We start from the raw sequence: 19,716 nt of genomic DNA on the forward strand, positions 1-19,716 counted from the left end.
CGAACTCGGGGCCTTCTCACCGGGTCCGCAGGTGGTGGAACACGTACGTCTGGGCGTACCCGGCGTGCTCGCCGCCGAACGCCTCCCGGATCGCCCGCGAGGTCTCGGCGTACGACCCGCGGTCACAGTCCGGGTAGTGGTCCTCGATGGCGGTCTGGATCCAGGTGTCGAGCGGGACCGCTTCGAGGAAGCCCAGCGAGAACAACAGGACGCAGTCGGCCACCTTGTCGCCGACGCCGACGAACGTCTGGAGCGCCTCGCGGGCGTCCTCGTAGTCCAAGTCCCGGACCTCGGCCGCCGAGAGCTCGTCCGCCGCGGCCAGTTCGGCCGACCGCTGGACGTACGGCGCGCGGTAGCCAAGCCCCAGCTCTCGGAGCTCAGTTTCGGTGGCGGCCGCGAGGCGCTCGGGGGTCGGGAACGCGTGGTAGGTCTCGCCGTCGAACCGGATCGACTCGCCGAACGTCCGGGCCAGCGCGGTCTGCATCGAGTGGATGCGCTCGACTCGCATCTGGGCCGAGCAGATGAACGAGATCAGACACGGGAAAAACGGGTCGTCGACGATCCTGAGTCCGGCGTGGGCCTCGCGGGCCTCGACCAGCAAGGGGTCGTCGGGCATCGACTCGAAGATGGCCGGGAGGTCGTCGTCCAGACGCAGGCGTTCGGCGAGCAGACCGTCGGCGTCGGTGGTCGCTTCCCACCGGAGTTCGCCCGCGTGCTGGCGCGTCCGGATCACCTCGCCGTCGGTCACCGTGTAGTACCACGGCGACGCTGTCTCGGCGGTCGTCGACTCGTACGCGCGGCCGTCCTCGCGCCGCCAGAGGAACGTCTGGCCGCTCTCGAGGGTCGTTCGTACGTCGAGGCCGCCCGGCACGTCCGAAAGCGGTATCGAGCCCGTTTCCATCGGGAGAACCGTGGGGCTGGGCCGTCGGAAACCTTTCGTTCCGTGGCTAAAGTTGATACTGTTGGCGCTACAACTTTCGACCCGAGCATGAACTGCAGAGTTGTCGTCGAAGCGGCGGTTCCGGTCTACGACGTCGAAACGCCCGACGAGGCGGTTCGGATCGCCATCTCGAAGACCGGCGAGTTGCTCAACCCGGACCTCAACTACGTCGAGATAAACATGGGCGAGCGGTCGTGTCCCCACTGCGGCGAGGGCCTTGACCCCGCGTTCATCGCGGCCGACGAGAGCCTCGTGGCGCTCGAACTCGAAATGACGGTGTACAACGTCGAGCGCGAGGAACACGCCTCTCGGATCGCCCGGAAGGAGATCGGCCAGCGCCTCGAGAACATCCCGCTGACGGTCCTCGAAGTCGAAGTCATCGAAGACGACGACGAGGGCGACGCCGACTCCGAGACCGAGACCGACTCCGGAGACGACGTGAGCGAGGCCGACGAGAGCGACGACGACGAAGTGCTCCCCGAGTTCGAGGACCTCATCGAGTAATCGGGGTCGCGAGCGACGACCGCCTCGCGCGCCGAGACCGGCGCGTACGGCGCTCTGCACTCGTTCTGTTCGATTTCGATTTCGACAGCCGTCGGTCCGTCTGCTGAGTCGGCGAGTTTCCGGCCGTCGGTGTCGGAGCTAACCGGGCTGTCGGGAGCCGCGGCTGGGCGGGTAGGTGTATCGTGAGGGTTAGGGTACGTCCGCGCGTTCAGTCGGCTTTGGCGGCGACTTTCTCGCCGCTCTCGACCTCGCTCATCTCCGATGTGATGGACTTTGCCATAGCAAACACCGCCGCCTTGTGGTCGGTTTTCGACTTGTGAATAGACGTCGGTCGTACGCCAAGAGATTCGTAGTCTTCGAGATCGACTTCCGTGCTGTGCTCTTCTTCGTAGTAGTTCCCGACCTCCGCAAGCAGGCCGTGAAGGTGGATGAGCTCCTGCTTCTTCATGAGCAACCGTGGCTAACAGTTGCAGGGTTATAGTATTATCTTGAGTCCCGTTAACACGACGTGTGAAATTCGCGGGAAACGACCGGTTTCGTCCCGCCAAACGTTCCGTTCGTCTTCGAGAATAGTTCACATCGTTTCGGTCCGTTTTCCGCGGAAAGACTACCTTACTGACCGAGAAACGGCGGTGAAATCACACGATCTGAAAGACTTTTATCCGGACCGGACCGTCTACTCACCTATGGAGGGTTACGACGATCAACTCGACCGGGCGCTCGAAGCGACGCCCGACATCGAGGGGAGTTCCGACCGCTTCGACGTGCCCGACGCCGAGGTCCGCCAAGAGGGCAACGTTACCGTCTACGAGAACTTTCAGGAGACGCTCGACCGACTCGACCGCGACGGCGAACACGTCCTGAAGTTCCTGCAGGACGAACTCGGAACGAGCGCCCACATCGACGAGAGCGGGCGCGCGCGCCTGACCGGCGAGTTTCGACAGGATCGCATCGAGGACGCGATCGCCGAGTACAGCGAGGAGTTCGTCCTCTGTTCGGAGTGTGGACTACCGGACACGCGGCTCGAACGCGAACAGGGAGCGGTGTTACTCCGGTGTGAGGCGTGTGGCGCCCGGTCGGCGACCGGGGAGTGACTACTGGAACTGTTTCAGCGTTTCGAGGTCGCGTTCGGTGCGAGTGAACTCCGACGTCCGGCGGGTCGCGTGGCAGTTCGGGCAGTGAAACATCTCCTCGGGCGCCGGGAGCTCGCCGGGGCCTTCTTGCCAATCTTTGGCACACTCTGGGCAGAGCAGCCGGACGTACGTTTCGTTCATACGTGGATACGTGTGCGAGGCTGATAGAAAAAACTTGCCGCGGTTACGACCCCGCGGGACCGACCGGGCCGGCACGCCTAAGGAAACGCTCGGGGAAGTCTGTCTGGAGGAGTACACCATGGCGAATCCGCACCACGACCAGCGGCGCGACGAGACCGACGACCGGTCCGACCGAGACCCATCCGATGCGCGCCACACCAACCGGTACGGCGACGCCGCCGACCGCGACCGGGCCAGACGGGCACGCCAGCGCGACGACGAGGACCGCACGAGCCGGTACGCCGGTGGGCGTGAAACCGACGCCGACGCGTCCCAAAGCCCGCATTCGGGCGAGTCAAGCCGGCGCCACAGCGGCGACGAGGGCCGACACGGCGACCCCGCTTCTGGAGGCCGAGAGTCGAACGCCGACCGCGAGGACCACCGCCCGCAGGGAGACGCCCGCTCGCGCGGCGGCGAGCCAAAACAGGGTCGGGGATCGTACGTCGAGGAGGGCGGCCACGGACCGAGCCAACGCGAGCGCGCACGCGACGACATCATCCCAACGAGTCGGGAGACCGGCGGGACCATCGACTACGGCCGGGAGAACGACGACCGGCAGTCCGACCGCCGGTACGGCCGCCGTCGACGCCAGCGGGGCGCGGGCGGCCCGGAGGGCGGCCAGCACGACGACGGCGACCGACGGAACCAAACCGACGGGGACAGCGACCGACGTTACGGCAGTCGCCGCTGACGCGCGAGCCCCGGCCCCGTCGCGCTTGACGAGGTTTCTTGTAGTCGCCGGGAACGGCGACCTCGGCGCTATGTCACACCGTGAATAGGTGGCCGTCCCGGGGGACGTCGAACAGTCCGACCCGAGCGCCCGCGTCCAGCCACGCGTGGCCGTACGAAAAAGACGCGAGGGCGTTTACGAGGTCGTCGTTCGTCCGGAAGTGACGACCGTCTTCGAGGTACGAACTCGCCATCTCCAGACACTCCGCCGCGGCCTCGCCCATCGGCGAGTCCGGCGGCGGAGCGATCTCGGCGGCGTCGAGCGCCTCGGCGAGCAGGCCCTCGTAGCGGTCGGTCTTCTCACCCAGATCGGCGGCCATGGCCGAACCCACGACCGGCCGAACCGTAAGCCCTTCGAGAGCGGTGGCGGCCGCGTTGGGGGCCGAGGCGGTCGCGACCCCCGTCTGAACTACCGGAAAGACGACGACACAACACAAGCTAAATACCCACCGCACGTCAATATTGCACCATGACCGAACACCCGCGGGTCGAAATCTACACGAAGGACGACTGCTCGTACTGCGAGAAAGCGATGGACCTCTTCGATCAGAAGGGAGTCGAGTACGAGACGTACAACGTGACCGGCGACGACGAACTGTTCGAGGAGATGGTCGAGCGCGCCGACGGCCGCAAGACCGCGCCGGAAGTGTTCATCGACGACGAACTGATCGGCGGCTGGGACGACACCAGTGCGCTCGACGAGACGGGCGAACTCGACGAGAAGCTCGGCGTCGAGACCGGCGTCGCCGACGGCGCGGTCGAACACCGCCGGCTGATCATCGCCGGGAGCGGGATCGCCGGGCTGAGCGCCGCCATCTACGCCGCGCGGTCGAACAACGACCCGCTGGTGCTCGAAGGCGACGAGCCGGGCGGCCAGCTCACCCTGACGACCGAAGTCGAGAACTACCCCGGATTCCCCGAGGGACTCAGCGGTCCCGACCTCATCAACCGGATGAAAGAGCAGGCCGAGCGGTTCGGCACCGAGATCCGCAACGGCGTCATCGAGTCGGTCGACGACTCCCGACGGCCGTTCCGCGTCGAACTGACCAACGGCGACGTCTACACCGCCGACGCGTTCATCGCGGCCTCGGGCGCCAGCGCCCGGACGCTGGGCATCCCGGGCGAAGACGAGCTGATGGGCTACGGCGTCTCGACCTGCGCGACCTGCGACGGCGCGTTCTTCCGCGACGAGGAGATGCTCGTGGTCGGCGGCGGCGACGCCGCGATGGAGGAGGCCAACTTCCTCACGAAGTTCGCCGAGAAGGTGTACATCGCCCACCGGCGCGAGGAGTTCCGCGCCGAGGACTACTGGATCGACCGCATCCAGGAGAAAGTCGAGGAGGGCGAGATCGAGATCATGAAAAACACCGAGGTCACCGAGATCCACGGCTCGGTCGAGGATGGCGTCGACTACGCGACGCTCGTCCGCAACCCCGAGGGCTACCCCTCCCAGAAGCTCGAGGACCCCGAGACCGAGGAGATCGAGTTCGACGTCGGCGCGGTGTTCCTCGCCATCGGCCACACCCCCAACACGGAGTACCTCGAAGGGACCGGCGTCGAGATGGACGACGCCGGCTACCTGCAGACCGAAGGCGGGACCGGCGGCGGCCAGACCGCGACCGGCGTGCCCGGCCTCTTCGGCGCCGGCGACGTGGTCGACTTCCACTACCAGCAGGCGGTGACCGCCGCGGGAATGGGCTCGAAAGCCGCGCTCGACGTCGACGACTACCTCGAAACCGCGGAGCTCGAAGCCGAGGAGCCCGCGGCCGAAGCCGCGGCGGGCGACGACTGAGCGGTCAGGCCGTCTCGTTCGTCGCGCCGTCGGTCACGTCGACCACGGCGATCCCGTTTACCGCCTCGTTCGAGTCGACTTTCGTGTACGGGCCGTCGGCCGTCCGGTTCGACGTGACGAAGTCGAACGTGCGGTTGTCGTTCGTGTCACGGTACACCACCGCGACGACCTCCTGAGACTGGTTCAGGGGTCGATCGAGCGGGACGGTGAGGTTCTCGGTCGTGCCGGCGTCCAGATACTCCGACGTGCCGAGGATGCTGTCTACCACGTCGCCTTCCACGACGCCGTTGTCGTGGATCACGACGAAGCCGCCCTCCGGAACGGCGACCGAACGGACGGTGACCGCGCTCCCGTTCGAGGTCTGGTCCTCGAAGTCGAGACTCGCCGTCTCGTCGGCCGTCGCTTGCGTGGTCGTCTGATCGGGTGGCGCCTCGGTCGTCTCGTTGGCCGATTCGGCGGTCGTCTCGTTGGTCGCCTCGTCGCCCGGCGTGGCGGTCTCGCCGGGGGCGGTGAGCGTCAGATTGGTCGTGACGTTCGCACCGTCGGTGAACACGCCCTGCGTGAACGTCCCCGTCGGGAAGCCGGACGTGTTGGCGTCCGTGACGTTGAACGTCACCGTTTCGGCGTCGCCCGGCGAGAGCTGGACGACCGTCGACTGGATGACGTTGCCCGCGATCCGGTATCTGACCCGCCTGACGTCCTCGGCGTCGCCGCGATTCACCAGATCGGCCCGGACGGTGAACGCCGAGCCGACTTCTACCTCGGCGGGCGCGCTCAGATTCCGGAGCATCACCGCCGTCTCGTTCTGCGCAGTCGTCGTCTCCTGAGCGTCCGCGACGTCCGGAGCGTCAGTCGCGTCTCCGGCGCCCGTCCGTGCCGATACGACGGCACCCATCGCAGTGACGACGAGCACGGCGACGGCGACCGCTCCGATCTGGCTCCTCACGGCCATCGCTGTCCCACCCCAGTGTGTTTTGGTTCCCTCTGATCCATGGGAGTGTGTATCAACTCGATTCCAGCGAATATAGGCCGCCGACCGTTCAACGGATAATTGTCATACTAGCGACGGGCATCGACACCGCCGAGGGAACCGGGAGCTTCGTCGCCAGTCGTGGCGTCGAAACCGTCGCAGAACTGAGTTCGGACGACTGATTTCGGAATCCCGACTCTCCGTTAGGTCGCTCCTAATCGACGGTGGAGTCGCTTGTAGGCAGTCATGGACCGACGGGATCTCGGTCGACTCAGAGCTCCGCCAGAGCGGGGTCGGTAAGGTGATTCCGCCGGTCGAAGGCTCGGACTATAAACGGCGACGTGTCGATAGGTAACGAATAATACAGTCTGGAAAGCCGATGTAATATCTTCGGCCGAACGCGCCAACAGGCGTTACGAGTCAGAACAGTCGTCGTTTTTTATGAACCTCACCGTGGCACGTACGAATCGCCCCAGACGGGGTGAGGGGAGAGAACTATGGCACGAGAGGATACGACAGAGGACGTCGACGATTCGCGGCGCTCGTTTATGAAAAAGGGTGCGCTCGCATCGAGCGCGGCCGCACTCGGACTCGCTAGTAGCGGGAGCGTGGCGGGCGACACGCTGAAACAGCAGGACGGAGTCCAGCAGGCGAGCACCGGACTGGTGTTCGTCGACGACTACAAACCCGGCGTCGAGTTCGAGGCCGTGAGCCGTGTTCAGCAGCCGACTGTCAATCAGATTCTCGGCTACGTCGACCCGTCTCAGCAGGGCGAGGACGGAAACCAACAGCAAAGCCAAGCGGTCGTCGACCCGACCGACTGGAACGGCTACATCTTCAATTACACCGGATGTGGCCCCGGAAACTACAATCTCGTCTTCCTGCGCGAGGGCGCGCTCGCCGAAGGTGAAACCTATTCGTTCACTACGAACGCCGTCTTCTTCGACAACGAGGTCCAGTTGCTCGAATCCCAGATCCAATCGGGTGGCGGCGGTGGCGGTGACGGCGGCGGTGACGGCGGCGGGGACGGCGGTGGCGGTGAGAACGGTGGCGACGGCGACAACGAGGAGGGTGGAGGCGGATAGACAAACCCCCTCTAACTCGCACAGTGACCACTCCGGTCACGAGCGACGAACCGGACGATCCGCGCTCGTCGCGCCAACGGGACCGCCGGGGTGAGACAGCCGACCCCGGACCGTTCCCTCCTGAGAGACGACGCGTCAGTGAACCCATGCAACAACAACAGACCACGGCGCTGGTGTTCGTGGACGACTACGTCCCGAACGTCGACTTCCAGACGGTGAGCAGAGTTCAACAGCCGACGGTCAATCAGATCCTCGGGTACGTGGATCCGTCCGATCCCGACGCGGGAGACGGCGCCGTCGTCGACCCGACCGACTGGAACGGCTACATCGTCAACTACACCGGGTGTAGCCCCGGCGAGTACAACCTCGTCTTCCTGCGCGAGGGCGTGCTCGAACAGGGCCAGACTTACTCGTTCACCACCAGCGCCATTTATTTCAGCGACACGCTCCAGCTCCTCGAAGCCCAGTTGGAGACGGGCGGCGGGGACCGAGCACAGGCCGAAGACCAAACCCAGCAGGCCGAGGAGACAGAGCAAACAGAGACCGAAACGGAGACGACCACAGAGGAAACGACGACGGAAACGACCACAGAGACGACGACCGAAGAAACGACGACGGAAACGACTACAGAGGAAACGACGACGGAAACGACGACCGAACAAACGACTACAGAGACGACGGCCGCCGACGGGACCACGACGACGGTCGACGGGAACGCCACGACCGAAGAGACCACGACGGTCCAGGACGTCATCGTGAACGCCACCGAGACCGGCGACTCCGGGTGAGTCGACCCGCCGGCGTCGTGTTCGAACGCGGCCGCGACCGCGCCGCCGGGCGCGTACCCGCACTTCTTTACGTCCGCCGGCGAAAGTGAGCGTATGACCGACCCAGACGACGTCGAGACCGCGACGTACACTATCGAAGCGCCCGACGGCGAAACCGACGAACTCACCGTCCCGAACGGCCTCGTCGACATGCTCCGCGAGGGCGAGGACACCCGCACCGAAGTGCTTGGGGACCTCGCGATGCTCTCGCTGGCCCAGCAGGGCCACGCGGTCGTCCACCACGCGCAGGGCGAGGTCGACGAGGAAGTAGAGGCCTACGAGGAAGCGACGATGGACCTCTTCGAGGAGCGGTTCGGGACCACGTTCGGCGAGATGACCGGCCACGACCACTGAACCGGACGCCGACAGTTTTTCGAACCCGTTAGTCGACGACGTACTCCAACAGGACGCCGTCGTCGAGGCGCTCGACGCCGGTCAGCGACAGCGCCGGGAACGACTCGACGAACCCCTCGCCGTCGGCCAGCGTCGGGGCTTCGCGGCCGCCGATGATCGTCGACCCGACGAACAGCCGGAGTTCGTCGACCAGTTCGGCCTCGAACAGCGAGAAGATGAGTTCGCCGCCGCCCTCGACCATCACGCGCTCGACGCCCGCCCGCTCCAGTTGGGTGAACGCCGCGGTCAGGTCGACTCGATCGTCGCCCGCCGTGACGATGTGCGCGCCCGCCTCCCGAAGCGCGGCGACCCGCTCGTCGGGGGCCGCAGTCGAGACGAGGAGGTAGGTACTCGCCCGCTCGTCGAGCACCCGCGCGTCGGTCGGCGTCCGGGCCCGCGAGTCGGCGACGACTCGCGCGGGCTGGTCGGACTCCCCCCGGTCGCTGTCGGGGTCGTCGACGGTGAGGTTCGGGTCGTCGGCGAGCACCGTGCCGACCCCGACCCCGACCGCGTCGCTGTCCGATCGGAGCGCGTCGACCCGGTCGAAGTCCTCGGGGCCGGAGATGGCGATCTGTTCGCGCCGGCGCGAGGAGAGCTTGCCGTCGGCGCTCGTCGCGGCGTTGACGACGACGTGCATGCGCGGGGCTACTCGCCCGCCGCGAAAACAGCTTTCGGTCGTTTTATGCTTCCAGTCGCGGACGTTGGGATAGATGCGACGCCTCCGAGCAACCGCGATCGCGGTCCTCCTCGTCTGTCTCGCCGTGCTCGGCCACGGGTACGCCACCGGGCCAGCCCACGCCGCCATCGAGACGTACGAGACCCAAGCCTCGCTCGCCCCGGCCGAGCGCACGCCGGTCGTCGAGCCCCGCGAGGACGTCACCGTGGTCGCCGGCCACGGTCAAGACGGCGGGTCGGCAGCTCTGACCGCGTTCGGCCCCGACGGGACGGTGGTCTACCGCAACGACACCCACGACGGCTACTTCGACGTGGACCCGGTCGACGCCGGCCGGGCGACCGTCGAGTACGTCGCCGAGCGATCGTACGACAGCCCGCACTGCAACGCCAAGTGCACCCAGTCGCTGGTCGAGCGGGTCAACCTCACGACCGGCGAGGTCACCCGGCGCTACTCGCGGGTCGTCCCGCAGGACCGGGGCGCAAACTGGCACGACGTCGACCGACTGAGCGACCACGAACTGCTGGTCGGGGACATCCACCGCGACGGGCTGTACGTCGTCGACACCGAGACCGGCCTGAAGACGTGGGAGTGGTCGGCCCAGACCGACTTCCCGCTGTCGGGCGGCGGCGAGTACCCCGCCGACTGGTCGCACCTGAACGACGTCGAACGCCTGCCCGACGGCCGGTACATGACGAGCCTCCGGAACCAGGATCTGGTGGCGTTCGTCGACCCCGAAACCGGGCTCCAGTCCAACTGGACGCTCGGCGCCGACGGCGAGTACGGCGTCCTCTACGAACAGCACAACCCCGACTACATCCCGGAGGCGCGGGGCGGTCCCGCCGTCGTCGTGGCCGACTCGCTCAACGACCGGGTGATCGAGTACCAGCGCGAGGACGGGGGTGAGCGAACGAACGGTTCGCGAGCCTCGTCGGACGAGTCCGACGGCGCGTGGGAGCAGTCGTGGGTCTGGTCGGACGAGGAGATGCTGTGGCCCCGCGACGCCGACCGGCTCCCAAACGGCAACACCCTGATCGCCGACACCAACAACCACCGCGTGGTCGAAGTCGACCCGGACGGGGAGATCGTCTGGGAGATCGAGACGTACTCGCCGTACGACGTCGAGCGGCTCGCCACCGGCGACGAGAGCGCGGGAGGCCCCGCGGCCTCGGCGGCCGAACTCACCAGCCGCGAGCGCGAGGAGATCGGCGACGACCCGCTCGAAGTCGCCGGGATCACCCCCCGAAAGGCGATAAACAGCGTCTCGTTCGTCCTCCCGGTGTGGATGGGGTTCGGCCACGCCGCGGCGGCGCTCGTCGGCGCGGTCACCGCGCTGGCGTGGCTGGTCGCCGAACTCCGGGCGTCGTCGGTGTCGGTGTCGCTCCGGTGGCCGGTTCGGTTCCGGTGACGAACACTTTTAGTCCGCCCCGAGCAAGGTGTGGACGATGAGTCTCGACGACCATGCCGAGGACCTCGCCTCCGACCTCGGCGTCGACAAGGAGGAGGTCAAAGCCGACTTGCAGAACCTCGTAGAGTACAGCGTCCCGGTCGATGAGGCCAAACAGAGCCTCCGCCGGAAGTACGGCGACGGCGGCGGGGGATCGAGCGAACCCGCCCGGGCCGACGTCGCCGACGTGACGACCGACGACGCCAACGTCACCGTCACCGCGAAAGTGTTGACCGTCGGGAAGCGCTCGATTCGGTATCAGGGCGACACCCAGGTCATCTTCGAGGGCGAACTCGCCGACGAGACCGGGACGATCTCCTACACCGCGTGGGAGGACTTCGGGCTTTCTGCGGGCGACACCATCACCGCGGGCAACGCCGGCGTCCGCGAGTGGGAGGGCCGCCCCGAACTCAACCTCGGCGAGAGCACGAGCGTCGCGATGGAAGACGACATCGAGGTGCCCTACGAGGTGGGCGGGGACGCCGACCTCGCCGACCTCGAACCCGGCGACCGCGGGATCAACCTCGACGTGTCGGCGGTCGACTCGGAGACCAAGACCATCGACGGCCGCGACGGCGAGACCGAGATCAAAAGCGGCGTGCTCGCCGACGAGAGCGCGCGGCTCCCGTTCACCGACTGGGAGGCCCGCCCCGAGGTCGCGGAGGGCGCACAGCTCCGGCTCGAAGACGTCTACGTCAGGGAGTTTCGCGGCGTCCCGTCGGTGAACCTCTCGGAGTTCACGACGGTCGCGGGGCTCGACCGCGAACTCGACGTGAGCGACACCGGCACCCGGATGACGGTCCGGGAGGCCGTCGACACCGGCGGCGCGTACGACGTCGAGATCCTCGGTAGCATCGTTGCGGTCCGTGACGGCTCGGGCCTCATCGAGCGGTGTCCCGAGTGTGGCCGGGTGACCCAGAACGGTCAGTGCCGGAGCCACGGCGACGTCGACGGGCAAGACGACCTCCGGGTGAAGGCCATCCTCGACGACGGCACGGGCACGGTCACCGCGGTGCTCGACGCCGAGCGCACCGAGGAGGTGTACGGCGGCGACGTCGAGGACGCCAAGGCCCAGGCCCGCGAGGCGATGGACAAGGAGGTCGTGGCCGACGACATCCGCGAGGAGATCGTGGGTCGGGAGTTCCGCGTTCGGGGGAACCTCTCGGTCGACGATTACGGCGCGAACCTCGAAGTGACCGAGTTCGAGGCCTGCGAGGACTCGCCGGTCGAGCGGGCCGAGCGCCTGCTCGCGGAGGTGGCAGAATGAGCGACCCAGAGAACGGGCAGGGCGGCGCGGGCCGCCGTGAGGTCGCGTGGCGACTCTTCGCCGCGGAGTTCGACGACGCCGACTTCGAACACTCCGAGAGCGACGAGGAGCGCGCGCCCAACTACGTCGTCACGCCCACTGGCGCGCGCGTGAACCGACTGTTCGCGGTCGGCGTGCTCACGCAGGTCGAGCAGGTCAGCGACGACGTGCTCCGGGCCCGCATCGTCGACCCGACCGGCGCGTTCGTCGTCTACGCCGGCCAGTACCAGCCCGACGAGATGGCGTTCCTCGAGGGCGCCGAGCCGCCGATGTTCGTCGCGGTGACGGGCAAGGCTCGGACCTTCCAGCCCGAGGACAGCGATCGGGTGTTCACCTCGGTCAGACCCGAATCCATCAACGCGGTCGACGCCGACACCCGCGACCGATGGGTGGTCCAGACCGCCGAGCAGACGCTCGGACGGGTCTCGACGGTCGCCGACGCGCTCGAATCGGGCGCGACCGGCGACGCGCTCGGCGAGTCGCTCGAATCGGCCGGCGTCGACGCCGGCCTCGCGGCGGGGATCCCGCTCGCGCTCGACCACTACGGGACGGCCGAGACGTACCTCGCGGCGGTCCGCGATCTCTCGCTCGACGCCGCCCGCGTGGTCGCCGGCGACATCGACGCCGACGACGTGGGGCCGCTCGACCTCGCGCCCGACGAGGGCGGCGACGCCGACCTCGATCTCGACTACTCGGTCGCCGAACTGGACCCGTCCGACGCGGACTCGATCGACGAGCCGAGCACGGCGGCAGAGGCGCCGTCGGCGGACGGCGAACCGAGCGAAGCCGCCGAAGGCGAACCCGCCGGCGACGGGGCGACGGCGCCGGAGGCGACCGAGACGACTCCGGCGTCCGAGCCCGCTCAGGCCGAGACGAGTGAGGCCGAAATGGCCGAGACCGAGACGAGCGAAACAGAGACGCCCGACCTCGGGGAAGCGCCGACCAGCACCGTCGGGGACGCCGGCTCGGACGGAGAGCAACCGAGCGTCGAGGACGCCGACGACGCCGCGGCCCTTCAGGACGAAATCGGGACCGACGAGCCGCCGACAGTCGAAGACGAGGTCGACGCCCCGACCGACGAGGTCGACGAACCCGACCCGGACGACGAGGGGCCGGACATCGGCACCGCGGGCGCGGGCGACGAGATGTACGAGTTCGACGACGAGGAGCGCGAGGAGGTCGAAGCGGAGTACGGTCTCGAGTTCTCCTCGGGGACGGAGGTCGACGACCCCGGCGAGGCCGACATCGAGACCCCCGACGCCGAGCAGGAGGCCCCACCGGACGCCGACGAAAGCGAGCCCGCCCAGCCGACCGGCGAGGACGTCGCCGCCGAAACGCCCCGAGACGGTGAGCCCGCACCGGACGACGCCGAGGGCGCCGCGGAGCCCGACGAACTGAGCCCGGCGGCGGAGAGCGACGAGGGCGACGCCGAAGACGCGGCCGGCGCGAGCGACGCCGAAGACGAGGACGACGCCGAGCCCGAGAACCTCGAAGAGGTCGTGATGGAGACGATGCGCGAGCGCAACGAGGGCGACGGCGTCGCCCGCGAGACCCTGCTGGCGGCGGTCGTCCAGGAGTACGACGTGACCCCCGCCGACGTGGAGGACGCCCTCGAATCCGCGCTGATGGGCGGACGGTGCTACGAGTCGGGCGAGGACACGCTCAAGCCGATCTGATGGCGCTCGTGGAGCCGGTCCCCGACAGCCCGGCGGCGGTCGCCGACCTCGGGACCGAGCGCGCGCTGGTCGTGGCCGACTTCCACGCCGGCATCGAGCAGGCGCTCCGCGCGGAGGGCGTCTCGCTCGACAGCCGGGCCGGCGAGCGCCGCGACCGACTCCTCTCGCTGGTCGAGCGCACCGACCCCGACAGCGTGGTCTTTCTGGGCGATCTGATGCACGCCATCGGCGCTCCGGGCGGCGCCGAGCGCGGCGAGGTCGAAATCTTACTCGAACGACTCGACGACCGCGGGGTCGCGGCCACGCTCGTGAAGGGAAACCACGACGGCGACATCGAGTCGTGGATCGACTGCGAGGTGACCGACGGCGGCGGGCTCAGACGCGGCGACGTCGGGTTCGCGCACGGCCACACATGGCCCGCGCCTGCGGTGCTCGGCGGCGGCGCCGTCTGCGTCGGCCACGAACACCCCGCGGTCAGATTAGCGGACGCGGTGGGCGGGAGCCGGGTCGAACGGGCGTGGCTCCGGGGCGGACTCGATCCGGCGGCGTTCGCCGACCGCGAGGGCGGGGCCACGGGAGACGCCGAACTGATCGTGTTCCCGGCGTTCAACGACCTCGCGGGCGGGACGTGGGTCAACGTCGAGGGCCAGGAGTTCCTCTCGCCGTTTCTCCCGGCGGCCGCGCCCGGCGCGGAGGCGTACCTGCTCGACGGGACGCGACTCGGCCCGTACCGGACGGTGTGATCAGACCTCCCGGTCGGTGGCGGTCTGGATCGCCGCGAGGAGTTCGTCGGGGCGATCCGAGCCGACGAACACCGACCCGCCGGACGACCGCTCCAGTCGGACGCCGCTGGCGTTGCTGGCGGTGTAAGCCAACGCGCGCGGACGCCACCGAATACCCCAGCCGCCGTACCGGAGCGGACTGTACCCCGTCGCCTGCACGTCTTCGATATCCGCGAGCGGGATTCGGCGGAACGTCCGGTGGAGCGGCGCGAACTTGACGTACACGCCGTCGGGCCGTACCTCGGTGTAGAGCCGAACCGATCGGAGTACCAGCGCGACCGCCCCGAGGCCGACCAGCCGTTTCAGGGCGGCCCGCCCCGACCGCCGACCCCGGACGACTCCCGCGAGCGCGAGGATCGCCTGTGCGAGTAGGGTCGCCCGGGCCCACGGTCGGCGGAATCGCTGGACCTCTCGGAATCGGACTTCGGTGCCCATGCGGGGGGTTCGTCCGGCGTCCCAAAGACAGTTGTCGCCGCCGATCGTGGTACGTCCACCCGTGACTAGCGTTGGGCTTAATCCCCTCGCGTCCCAACTCCGAAGCGATGACTGAGACGTCGGCCGCGGGTTTTGGGGCCTTCGCGCACCTCGGCGATCAGGTCCGGGCGGCGCTCTCCGAGCGGGGGTTCTCGACGCCGACCGAGCCACAGCGCCGGGCGATCCCGCCGCTGGCCCGGGGCGAGAACGGCCTCGTCGTCGCGCCGACCGGCACCGGCAAGACCGAGACCGCGATGTTGCCGGTGCTGGACGCCATCGCGGAGAATCAGGCCGAGAAGGGCCCCCGGTTCGGCATCTCGGCGCTCTACGTCACGCCGCTCCGCGCGCTCAACCGCGACATGCGCGAGCGCCTGGAGTGGTGGGGCGAGGAGTTGGACCTCGACGTCGACGTGCGCCACGGCGACACCACCGACTACCAGCGCCAAAAGCAGGCGAACGACCCGCCGGACGTGCTAGTGACGACCCCCGAGACCCTGCAGGCGATGCTCACCGGCTCGAAGCTCCGAGCCGCCCTCGAAGACGTCCACCACGTCGTCGTCGACGAGGTCCACGAGCTCGCGAGCGCGAAGCGAGGCGCCCAGCTCACCGTCGGGCTGGAGCGGCTGGTCGAGCTCGCCGGGGAGTTCCAGCGGATCGGCCTGTCGGCGACCGTCGGCGACCCCGAGGAGGTCGGTCGGTTTCTGACCGGCGACCGGGGGTGTGAGATCGTCGAGGTCGACGTGGGGAGCAAAGTCGAGTTCGAGGTCCGCGAGCCCGAGGTCACCGACGCCGACGAGACGCTCGCGGGCGAACTGGCGACCGAGGTCGAGTACGCCAGCCACGTCCGGGCGATCCTCGACATCGTCGACGACCACGACTCGACGCTGATCTTCGTCAACACCCGCCAGACCGCCGAGGCGCTCGGTTCGCGGTTCAAGGCCCTCGACGCCAACGTGGGCGTCCATCACGGCTCGCTGTCGAAAGAAGTCCGGATCGACGTCGAAGACCGGTTCAAGGCGGGCGAGCTCGACGGCCTGCTCTGTACGTCCTCGATGGAACTCGGCATCGACGTGGGTCGGATCGACCACGTCGTCCAGTATACCAGCCCGCGGGAGGTCGCCCGACTGCTCCAGCGCGTCGGGCGCGCGGGCCACCGGAGCGACGAGGTCTCGCGGGGCACCATCGTCACGAAGCGCCCCGACGACACCCTCGAAGCGCTCGCCATCGCCCGCCGGGCGAAAGACGGCGACGTGGAGCCGGCCCGGATCCACGACGGGAGCCTCGACACCGTCGCCAATCAGGTCGTCGGGCTCGTGATGGACTTCGGGGACCTGTCGGCGATGAAAGCCTACGACATCGTGACGCGGGCCTACCCGTTCCGGGACCTCCCGGAGTCTCGATTCAAGGAGGTGTTGCGGGAGCTCAAGGGCAACCGACTCGTCTGGGTCGACGAGGACGAGGACACGATCGAGAAGTCCTCCCAGACGTGGCAGTACTTCTACGCCAACCTCTCGATGATCCCCGACGAGCAGACCTACGCGGTCGAGGACATCGCCAGCGGCTCGCAGGTCGGGACCCTCGACGAGCGGTTCGTCGTCAACTTCGCGGCGCCCGGCGAGGTGTTCATCCAGCGCGGGGAGATGTGGCGCATCTCCGAGATCGACGACGAGGAGGAGACGGTGCAGGTCTCGCCGATCGAGGACCCCGGCGGCGAGATCCCCTCGTGGGTCGGCGAGGAGATCCCCGTCCCCTACGAAGTCGCCCGGGAGGTGGGCGAGATGCGGGCGGTCGCCGGCCCGCAGTTCGAGCGCGGGGCACCCCGCGAGGGGGTCGCCCGGGAGTTCACGAACCGCTACCCGACCGACGAGCACACCGCACGCGAGGCGCTCGACCAGCTCGACAGACAGGCCGAGGCCGACGCACCGTTGCCGACTGCCGACCGCATCGTGGTCGAACACGCCGCCGGAAGCGTCGTGGTGAACGCCTGCTTGGGCCACAAGACCAACGAGACGCTCGGGCGGGTGCTGTCGTCGCTGGTCGGACAGCGGACCGGCTCGTCGGTCGGCCTGGAGGTCGACCCCTACCGGATCGAGCTGGACGTGCCGTCGAAGGTGTCGGGCCGGGAGGTCGCGGCGGTGCTCGAGGACACCGATCCCGACCACGTCGAGGCGATCATCGAGCTCAGCCTCAAACACTCCGACTCGCTGAAGTTCAAGCTCTCGCAGGTCGCCGCGAAGTTCGGCGCGCTCCGGAGCTGGCAGGGGTCGACCCCGAACGTCTCCCGACTGCTCGGGGCGCTCGAAGACACGCCGATGTACGACGAGGCGGTCCGAGAGGTGTTTCACGACGATCTGGCGGTCGAGCGCGCGAGCGAGGTGCTCGCCCGGATTCGGACGGGCGAGATCGAGGTCGTGACGACCGGCGGCCACACCCCGATCGGGACCGGCGGCCGGTCGTCGGGCCGGGAACTGCTCGCGCCAGAGAACGCCGATGCGAGCGTCATCCAGACCGTCAAAGAGCGCATCCGGGACGACGAGGTCATCCTGGTGTGTCTCCACTGCACCGACTGGAAGCGCAAGAAGCCGGTCCGGCGGGTCCGCGACCAGCCCGAGTGTCCCAAGTGCGGGTCGACCCGCATCGCGGCGCTGAACCCGTGGGCCGACGAGGTCGTGAAAGCCGTCCGGGCCAGAGAGAAAGACGACGAACAGGAGAAGATGACCGAGCGTGCGTACAAGGCCGCGAATTTGGTCCAGAGCCACGGTAAACGAGCCGTCATCGCGCTGGCGGCCCGGGGCGTCGGCCCGCGCAACGCCGCCCGCATCATCGCCAAGCTCCGCGAGGACGAAGACGACTTCTACCGGGACATCCTCGCACAGGAGCGTCAGTACGCCCGGACCCAGTCGTTCTGGGACTGAGGCCGAAACGGCCCCTTTCGCGGGTGTAACGTCGGTTGCGCGGTCGCAGTTGGTGTGAACAGTGTGAACAGCCCCGCCGGTATAACTCCCTACCCGCGGGAGAAGACCGCATGCCAGACGGCGAACCACCGCGACGGCGCGATATCCTCCGGGCGGGGGCGGCCGCGGGACTGGCGGGACTCGGGTTGGCGGCGAGCGGCGTCTCCGCGCTGGACGGGACGGTCACGCAGAACGACGGCGGGGAGTCGAGCTACGCTTTCAGCTACGGGCTCCAGACCGGCGACCGGTTTCAGGTCCAGTCGCCCCTACGTACCCCGGAGGGCGACCCCGCGACCGAGTCCGTCCCCGCGAGCTGTCGCGACGCCGGCGATCCCTCGGAGTTGCGGGTGCTCATCGTCAGAGCGTACAGAGGCGACATCGACCTCGGGTACGAGGGGCTGTTGGTCCCCCCGGAAGCGATCGCCGCCACTGGCGAGACGACGACTACACCGGAGACGACCGCGGTGAACGACACCGCTGAGACGACGACTACGCCGGAGACCGCCGTCGGAGAGACGACCGCCGGGCCGGAGACTGCAACTGAAGCCGCGTTACAGGACGCGACGACGACCGAGAAGACGAGCGAGACCACGACCGCAGGTGATACCGAGTCGGCCACCGACACCGAACCGACGCCACTGCCCGAGATACGCCTCGGCGAGTGGTACCGCGTCGACTCGGTGACCAAGTGCGACAGCGTCTCGAAGATGACGGTCGCGGTCGCCGAACCACCGGAAACAGCGACCGCAGATCCGTAGGGGACTGCGCCCGGTCAGTCGTCGGGAGTTACGAGCCTCGCCCCCGACGTGGCTCCGAAAGCCGCGAGAGATCGCCGGCACAATCAGCCGTCGGTCTGGTGAACTCCGAACGCGCACTCTAACCCGAACATGACCAGCGCCATAGTGAGGGCCCGAAGCACCGGAAGCCCACCGCCCGATACGAGACCGACTCCGAGAACGCCGACGCCCGCCGCCGACCCCAAGACGACCGCGTACGGCACCCGAGAGAGCCCCGTTAGCCACCCGTCGACGCGGTCGTAGAGCCGCCTCCCACCAATCATACTGACGGGACGATCACCGCGCCGATATACGTTACGGAGTAGACACGAATTCAGCGCCCCGGCGCGATCAGTCGAGCATTCGGAGCCGATCCGGCGCGTCCGGTCGGTCGAGCGCGGTCCGATGGGCGGCGATGACCGAGACCCTCGCTCCCGGGACGCGACTTCGCGGGGCGGAGCCGTCGCTCTCACTCCCGATCCGGCTCGACCGCGGAGGCTCGCCGGACGAGCGCCGCGGCCCCGGTCGCCAGCGCGAACACCCACCCGCCGGTGAGCGCGAGCGATCCCGCGACGACGGCGTACCGGAACGCCAACGGCGGCGTCGCCGAGACCGCGCTCCCGACGAGCACGAGCGCGGCCGCCGTCGCGGCGAACGGGAGTCCGACGAGGAGGCCGACCGGGGCAAGCGCGGCGTCGACCGCCGTCGGAACCGCCCCGGCGAGCGACGCGACCGCGTAGGCCCCGAGCCCCGCGACGATCGCCCCGAGGACTCCGAGCGTCAGGTCCGACGGGAACAGCGCAAGGCGCGCGAGCGGCGAGTCAGCCGCGAGCGACTCGGCGTCGACGACGGCGACGGCGAGCACGGCAAAGAGGTAGCTCCCGGCCAGTCCGGCGAGCGCGTAGCCGACGTGGGTCGCGCCGAGACAGTCGGCGTCCGCCGGACACGCCCCGTTCGCATCCCTGTAGACGACGTACAGCGCCGGGAACAGCGCCGTCACGAGCGCGAGCGCGTGCGGTCGGCGCGGTCGGACCGCTTCGGGGAGGCTCACGACCGGAGATGGGCGCCGATCGAC

The 19,716-nt window shown here is 68.4% G+C and carries 22 protein-coding genes; 13 read left to right on the forward strand and 9 right to left on the reverse strand.

Going from position 1 to position 19,716, the window contains the following annotated elements:
• Positions 1–16 precede the first annotated feature (16 nt).
• On the reverse strand, positions 17–901 hold the full coding sequence (locus tag EPL04_RS06660) for a DNA-3-methyladenine glycosylase family protein (RefSeq protein WP_134670553.1): 885 nt from the start codon (positions 899–901) through the stop codon (positions 17–19).
• Between the two features lie 87 nt (positions 902–988).
• Here EPL04_RS06660 and EPL04_RS06665 point away from each other — a divergent pair, with 87 nt between their 5' ends.
• Positions 989–1,444: a DUF555 domain-containing protein gene (locus EPL04_RS06665; protein WP_134670554.1), complete on the forward strand. Its 456-nt coding sequence runs from the start codon at positions 989–991 to the stop codon at positions 1,442–1,444.
• Positions 1,445–1,652: 208 nt separating this feature from the next.
• On the opposite strand, the gene EPL04_RS06670 is transcribed toward EPL04_RS06665, so the two are convergent.
• On the reverse strand, positions 1,653–1,892 hold the full coding sequence (locus EPL04_RS06670; RefSeq protein WP_134670555.1) for a UPF0058 family protein: 240 nt from the start codon (positions 1,890–1,892) through the stop codon (positions 1,653–1,655).
• Between the two features lie 238 nt (positions 1,893–2,130).
• Here EPL04_RS06670 and EPL04_RS06675 point away from each other — a divergent pair, with 238 nt between their 5' ends.
• Complete coding sequence (locus tag EPL04_RS06675) at positions 2,131–2,538, forward strand: translation initiation factor IF-2 subunit beta (RefSeq protein WP_134670556.1); 408 nt, start codon at positions 2,131–2,133, stop codon at positions 2,536–2,538.
• Here EPL04_RS06675 and EPL04_RS06680 read toward each other — a convergent pair whose 3' ends face one another.
• Positions 2,539–2,718: a DUF7836 family putative zinc-binding protein gene (locus EPL04_RS06680; protein WP_134670557.1), complete on the reverse strand. Its 180-nt coding sequence runs from the start codon at positions 2,716–2,718 to the stop codon at positions 2,539–2,541.
• A 118-nt stretch (positions 2,719–2,836) separates the two neighbouring features.
• Between EPL04_RS06680 and EPL04_RS06685 the strand changes: the two genes are divergently transcribed.
• Positions 2,837–3,448 carry a hypothetical protein gene (locus EPL04_RS06685; protein ID WP_134670558.1) on the forward strand — a complete coding sequence of 204 codons (612 nt, stop codon included), beginning with the start codon at positions 2,837–2,839 and terminating at the stop codon, positions 3,446–3,448.
• 73 nt (positions 3,449–3,521) lie between these two features.
• On the opposite strand, the gene EPL04_RS06690 is transcribed toward EPL04_RS06685, so the two are convergent.
• A complete protein-coding gene (locus tag EPL04_RS06690) occupies positions 3,522–3,806 on the reverse strand; it encodes a DUF357 domain-containing protein (RefSeq protein WP_134670559.1) in 285 nt (94 codons plus the stop codon).
• A 149-nt stretch (positions 3,807–3,955) separates the two neighbouring features.
• Here EPL04_RS06690 and EPL04_RS06695 point away from each other — a divergent pair, with 149 nt between their 5' ends.
• Complete coding sequence (locus EPL04_RS06695; RefSeq protein WP_134670560.1) at positions 3,956–5,278, forward strand: FAD-dependent oxidoreductase; 1,323 nt, start codon at positions 3,956–3,958, stop codon at positions 5,276–5,278.
• 4 nt (positions 5,279–5,282) lie between these two features.
• Here the strand turns inward: EPL04_RS06695 and EPL04_RS06700 are convergent, their stop codons facing one another.
• Positions 5,283–6,230, reverse strand: a complete 948-nt coding sequence (locus EPL04_RS06700; RefSeq protein WP_134670561.1) for a DUF7282 domain-containing protein — start codon at positions 6,228–6,230, stop codon at positions 5,283–5,285.
• 515 nt (positions 6,231–6,745) lie between these two features.
• Between EPL04_RS06700 and EPL04_RS06705 the strand changes: the two genes are divergently transcribed.
• The 3 genes from EPL04_RS06705 (at position 6,746) to EPL04_RS06715 (ending at position 8,514) form a co-directional block, all read left to right on the forward strand.
• Positions 6,746–7,333, forward strand: coding sequence for a twin-arginine translocation signal domain-containing protein (locus tag EPL04_RS06705; RefSeq protein WP_134670562.1), 588 nt, complete (start codon positions 6,746–6,748; stop codon positions 7,331–7,333).
• A 146-nt stretch (positions 7,334–7,479) separates the two neighbouring features.
• Positions 7,480–8,121 (forward strand): hypothetical protein, encoded by a 642-nt coding sequence (locus tag EPL04_RS06710; protein WP_134670563.1) that lies wholly within the window; start codon positions 7,480–7,482, stop codon positions 8,119–8,121.
• 93 nt (positions 8,122–8,214) lie between these two features.
• Complete coding sequence (locus EPL04_RS06715; RefSeq protein ID WP_134670564.1) at positions 8,215–8,514, forward strand: DUF7545 family protein; 300 nt, start codon at positions 8,215–8,217, stop codon at positions 8,512–8,514.
• Between the two features lie 28 nt (positions 8,515–8,542).
• Here the strand turns inward: EPL04_RS06715 and EPL04_RS06720 are convergent, their stop codons facing one another.
• Positions 8,543–9,190 (reverse strand): 2,5-diamino-6-(ribosylamino)-4(3H)-pyrimidinone 5'-phosphate reductase, encoded by a 648-nt coding sequence (locus tag EPL04_RS06720; RefSeq protein WP_134670565.1) that lies wholly within the window; start codon positions 9,188–9,190, stop codon positions 8,543–8,545.
• Between the two features lie 73 nt (positions 9,191–9,263).
• Here EPL04_RS06720 and EPL04_RS06725 point away from each other — a divergent pair, with 73 nt between their 5' ends.
• From EPL04_RS06725 to EPL04_RS06740, 4 genes are read left to right on the forward strand one after another with little or no spacing between them, the layout of a single operon-like run.
• Positions 9,264–10,634: an arylsulfotransferase family protein gene (locus EPL04_RS06725; RefSeq protein WP_134670566.1), complete on the forward strand. Its 1,371-nt coding sequence runs from the start codon at positions 9,264–9,266 to the stop codon at positions 10,632–10,634.
• A 37-nt stretch (positions 10,635–10,671) separates the two neighbouring features.
• A complete protein-coding gene (locus tag EPL04_RS06730; RefSeq protein WP_134670567.1) occupies positions 10,672–11,940 on the forward strand; it encodes a Single-stranded DNA binding protein in 1,269 nt (422 codons plus the stop codon).
• A complete protein-coding gene (locus EPL04_RS06735; RefSeq protein ID WP_134670568.1) occupies positions 11,937–13,655 on the forward strand; it encodes a hypothetical protein in 1,719 nt (572 codons plus the stop codon). Before EPL04_RS06730 ends, EPL04_RS06735 begins: the two co-directional genes overlap by 4 nt.
• A complete protein-coding gene (locus tag EPL04_RS06740) occupies positions 13,655–14,398 on the forward strand; it encodes a metallophosphoesterase (RefSeq protein WP_134670569.1) in 744 nt (247 codons plus the stop codon). Before EPL04_RS06735 ends, EPL04_RS06740 begins: the two co-directional genes overlap by 1 nt.
• On the opposite strand, the gene EPL04_RS06745 is transcribed toward EPL04_RS06740, so the two are convergent.
• On the reverse strand, positions 14,399–14,872 hold the full coding sequence (locus EPL04_RS06745) for a DUF6141 family protein (RefSeq protein ID WP_134670570.1): 474 nt from the start codon (positions 14,870–14,872) through the stop codon (positions 14,399–14,401).
• Between the two features lie 107 nt (positions 14,873–14,979).
• On the opposite strand from EPL04_RS06745, the gene EPL04_RS06750 reads away from it, so the two are divergent.
• Both EPL04_RS06750 and EPL04_RS06755 read left to right on the forward strand, forming a co-directional pair.
• Positions 14,980–17,826: a DEAD/DEAH box helicase gene (locus tag EPL04_RS06750; protein WP_134670571.1), complete on the forward strand. Its 2,847-nt coding sequence runs from the start codon at positions 14,980–14,982 to the stop codon at positions 17,824–17,826.
• Between the two features lie 110 nt (positions 17,827–17,936).
• Positions 17,937–18,623 (forward strand): hypothetical protein, encoded by a 687-nt coding sequence (locus tag EPL04_RS06755; RefSeq protein WP_134670572.1) that lies wholly within the window; start codon positions 17,937–17,939, stop codon positions 18,621–18,623.
• A gap of 83 nt (positions 18,624–18,706) precedes the next feature.
• Here the strand turns inward: EPL04_RS06755 and EPL04_RS06760 are convergent, their stop codons facing one another.
• The gene (locus tag EPL04_RS06760; protein WP_134670573.1) at positions 18,707–18,925 is read right to left on the reverse strand and encodes a hypothetical protein; all 219 of its coding nucleotides are present in this window, start codon (positions 18,923–18,925) and stop codon (positions 18,707–18,709) included.
• A gap of 185 nt (positions 18,926–19,110) precedes the next feature.
• Positions 19,111–19,692, reverse strand: a complete 582-nt coding sequence (locus EPL04_RS06765; protein ID WP_134670574.1) for a hypothetical protein — start codon at positions 19,690–19,692, stop codon at positions 19,111–19,113.
• Positions 19,693–19,716: the final 24 nt, after the last annotated feature.

Origin of the sequence: Halorussus marinus, assembly GCF_004521895.1 — an archaeon.
GTDB lineage: Archaea > Halobacteriota > Halobacteria > Halobacteriales > Haladaptataceae > Halorussus > Halorussus marinus.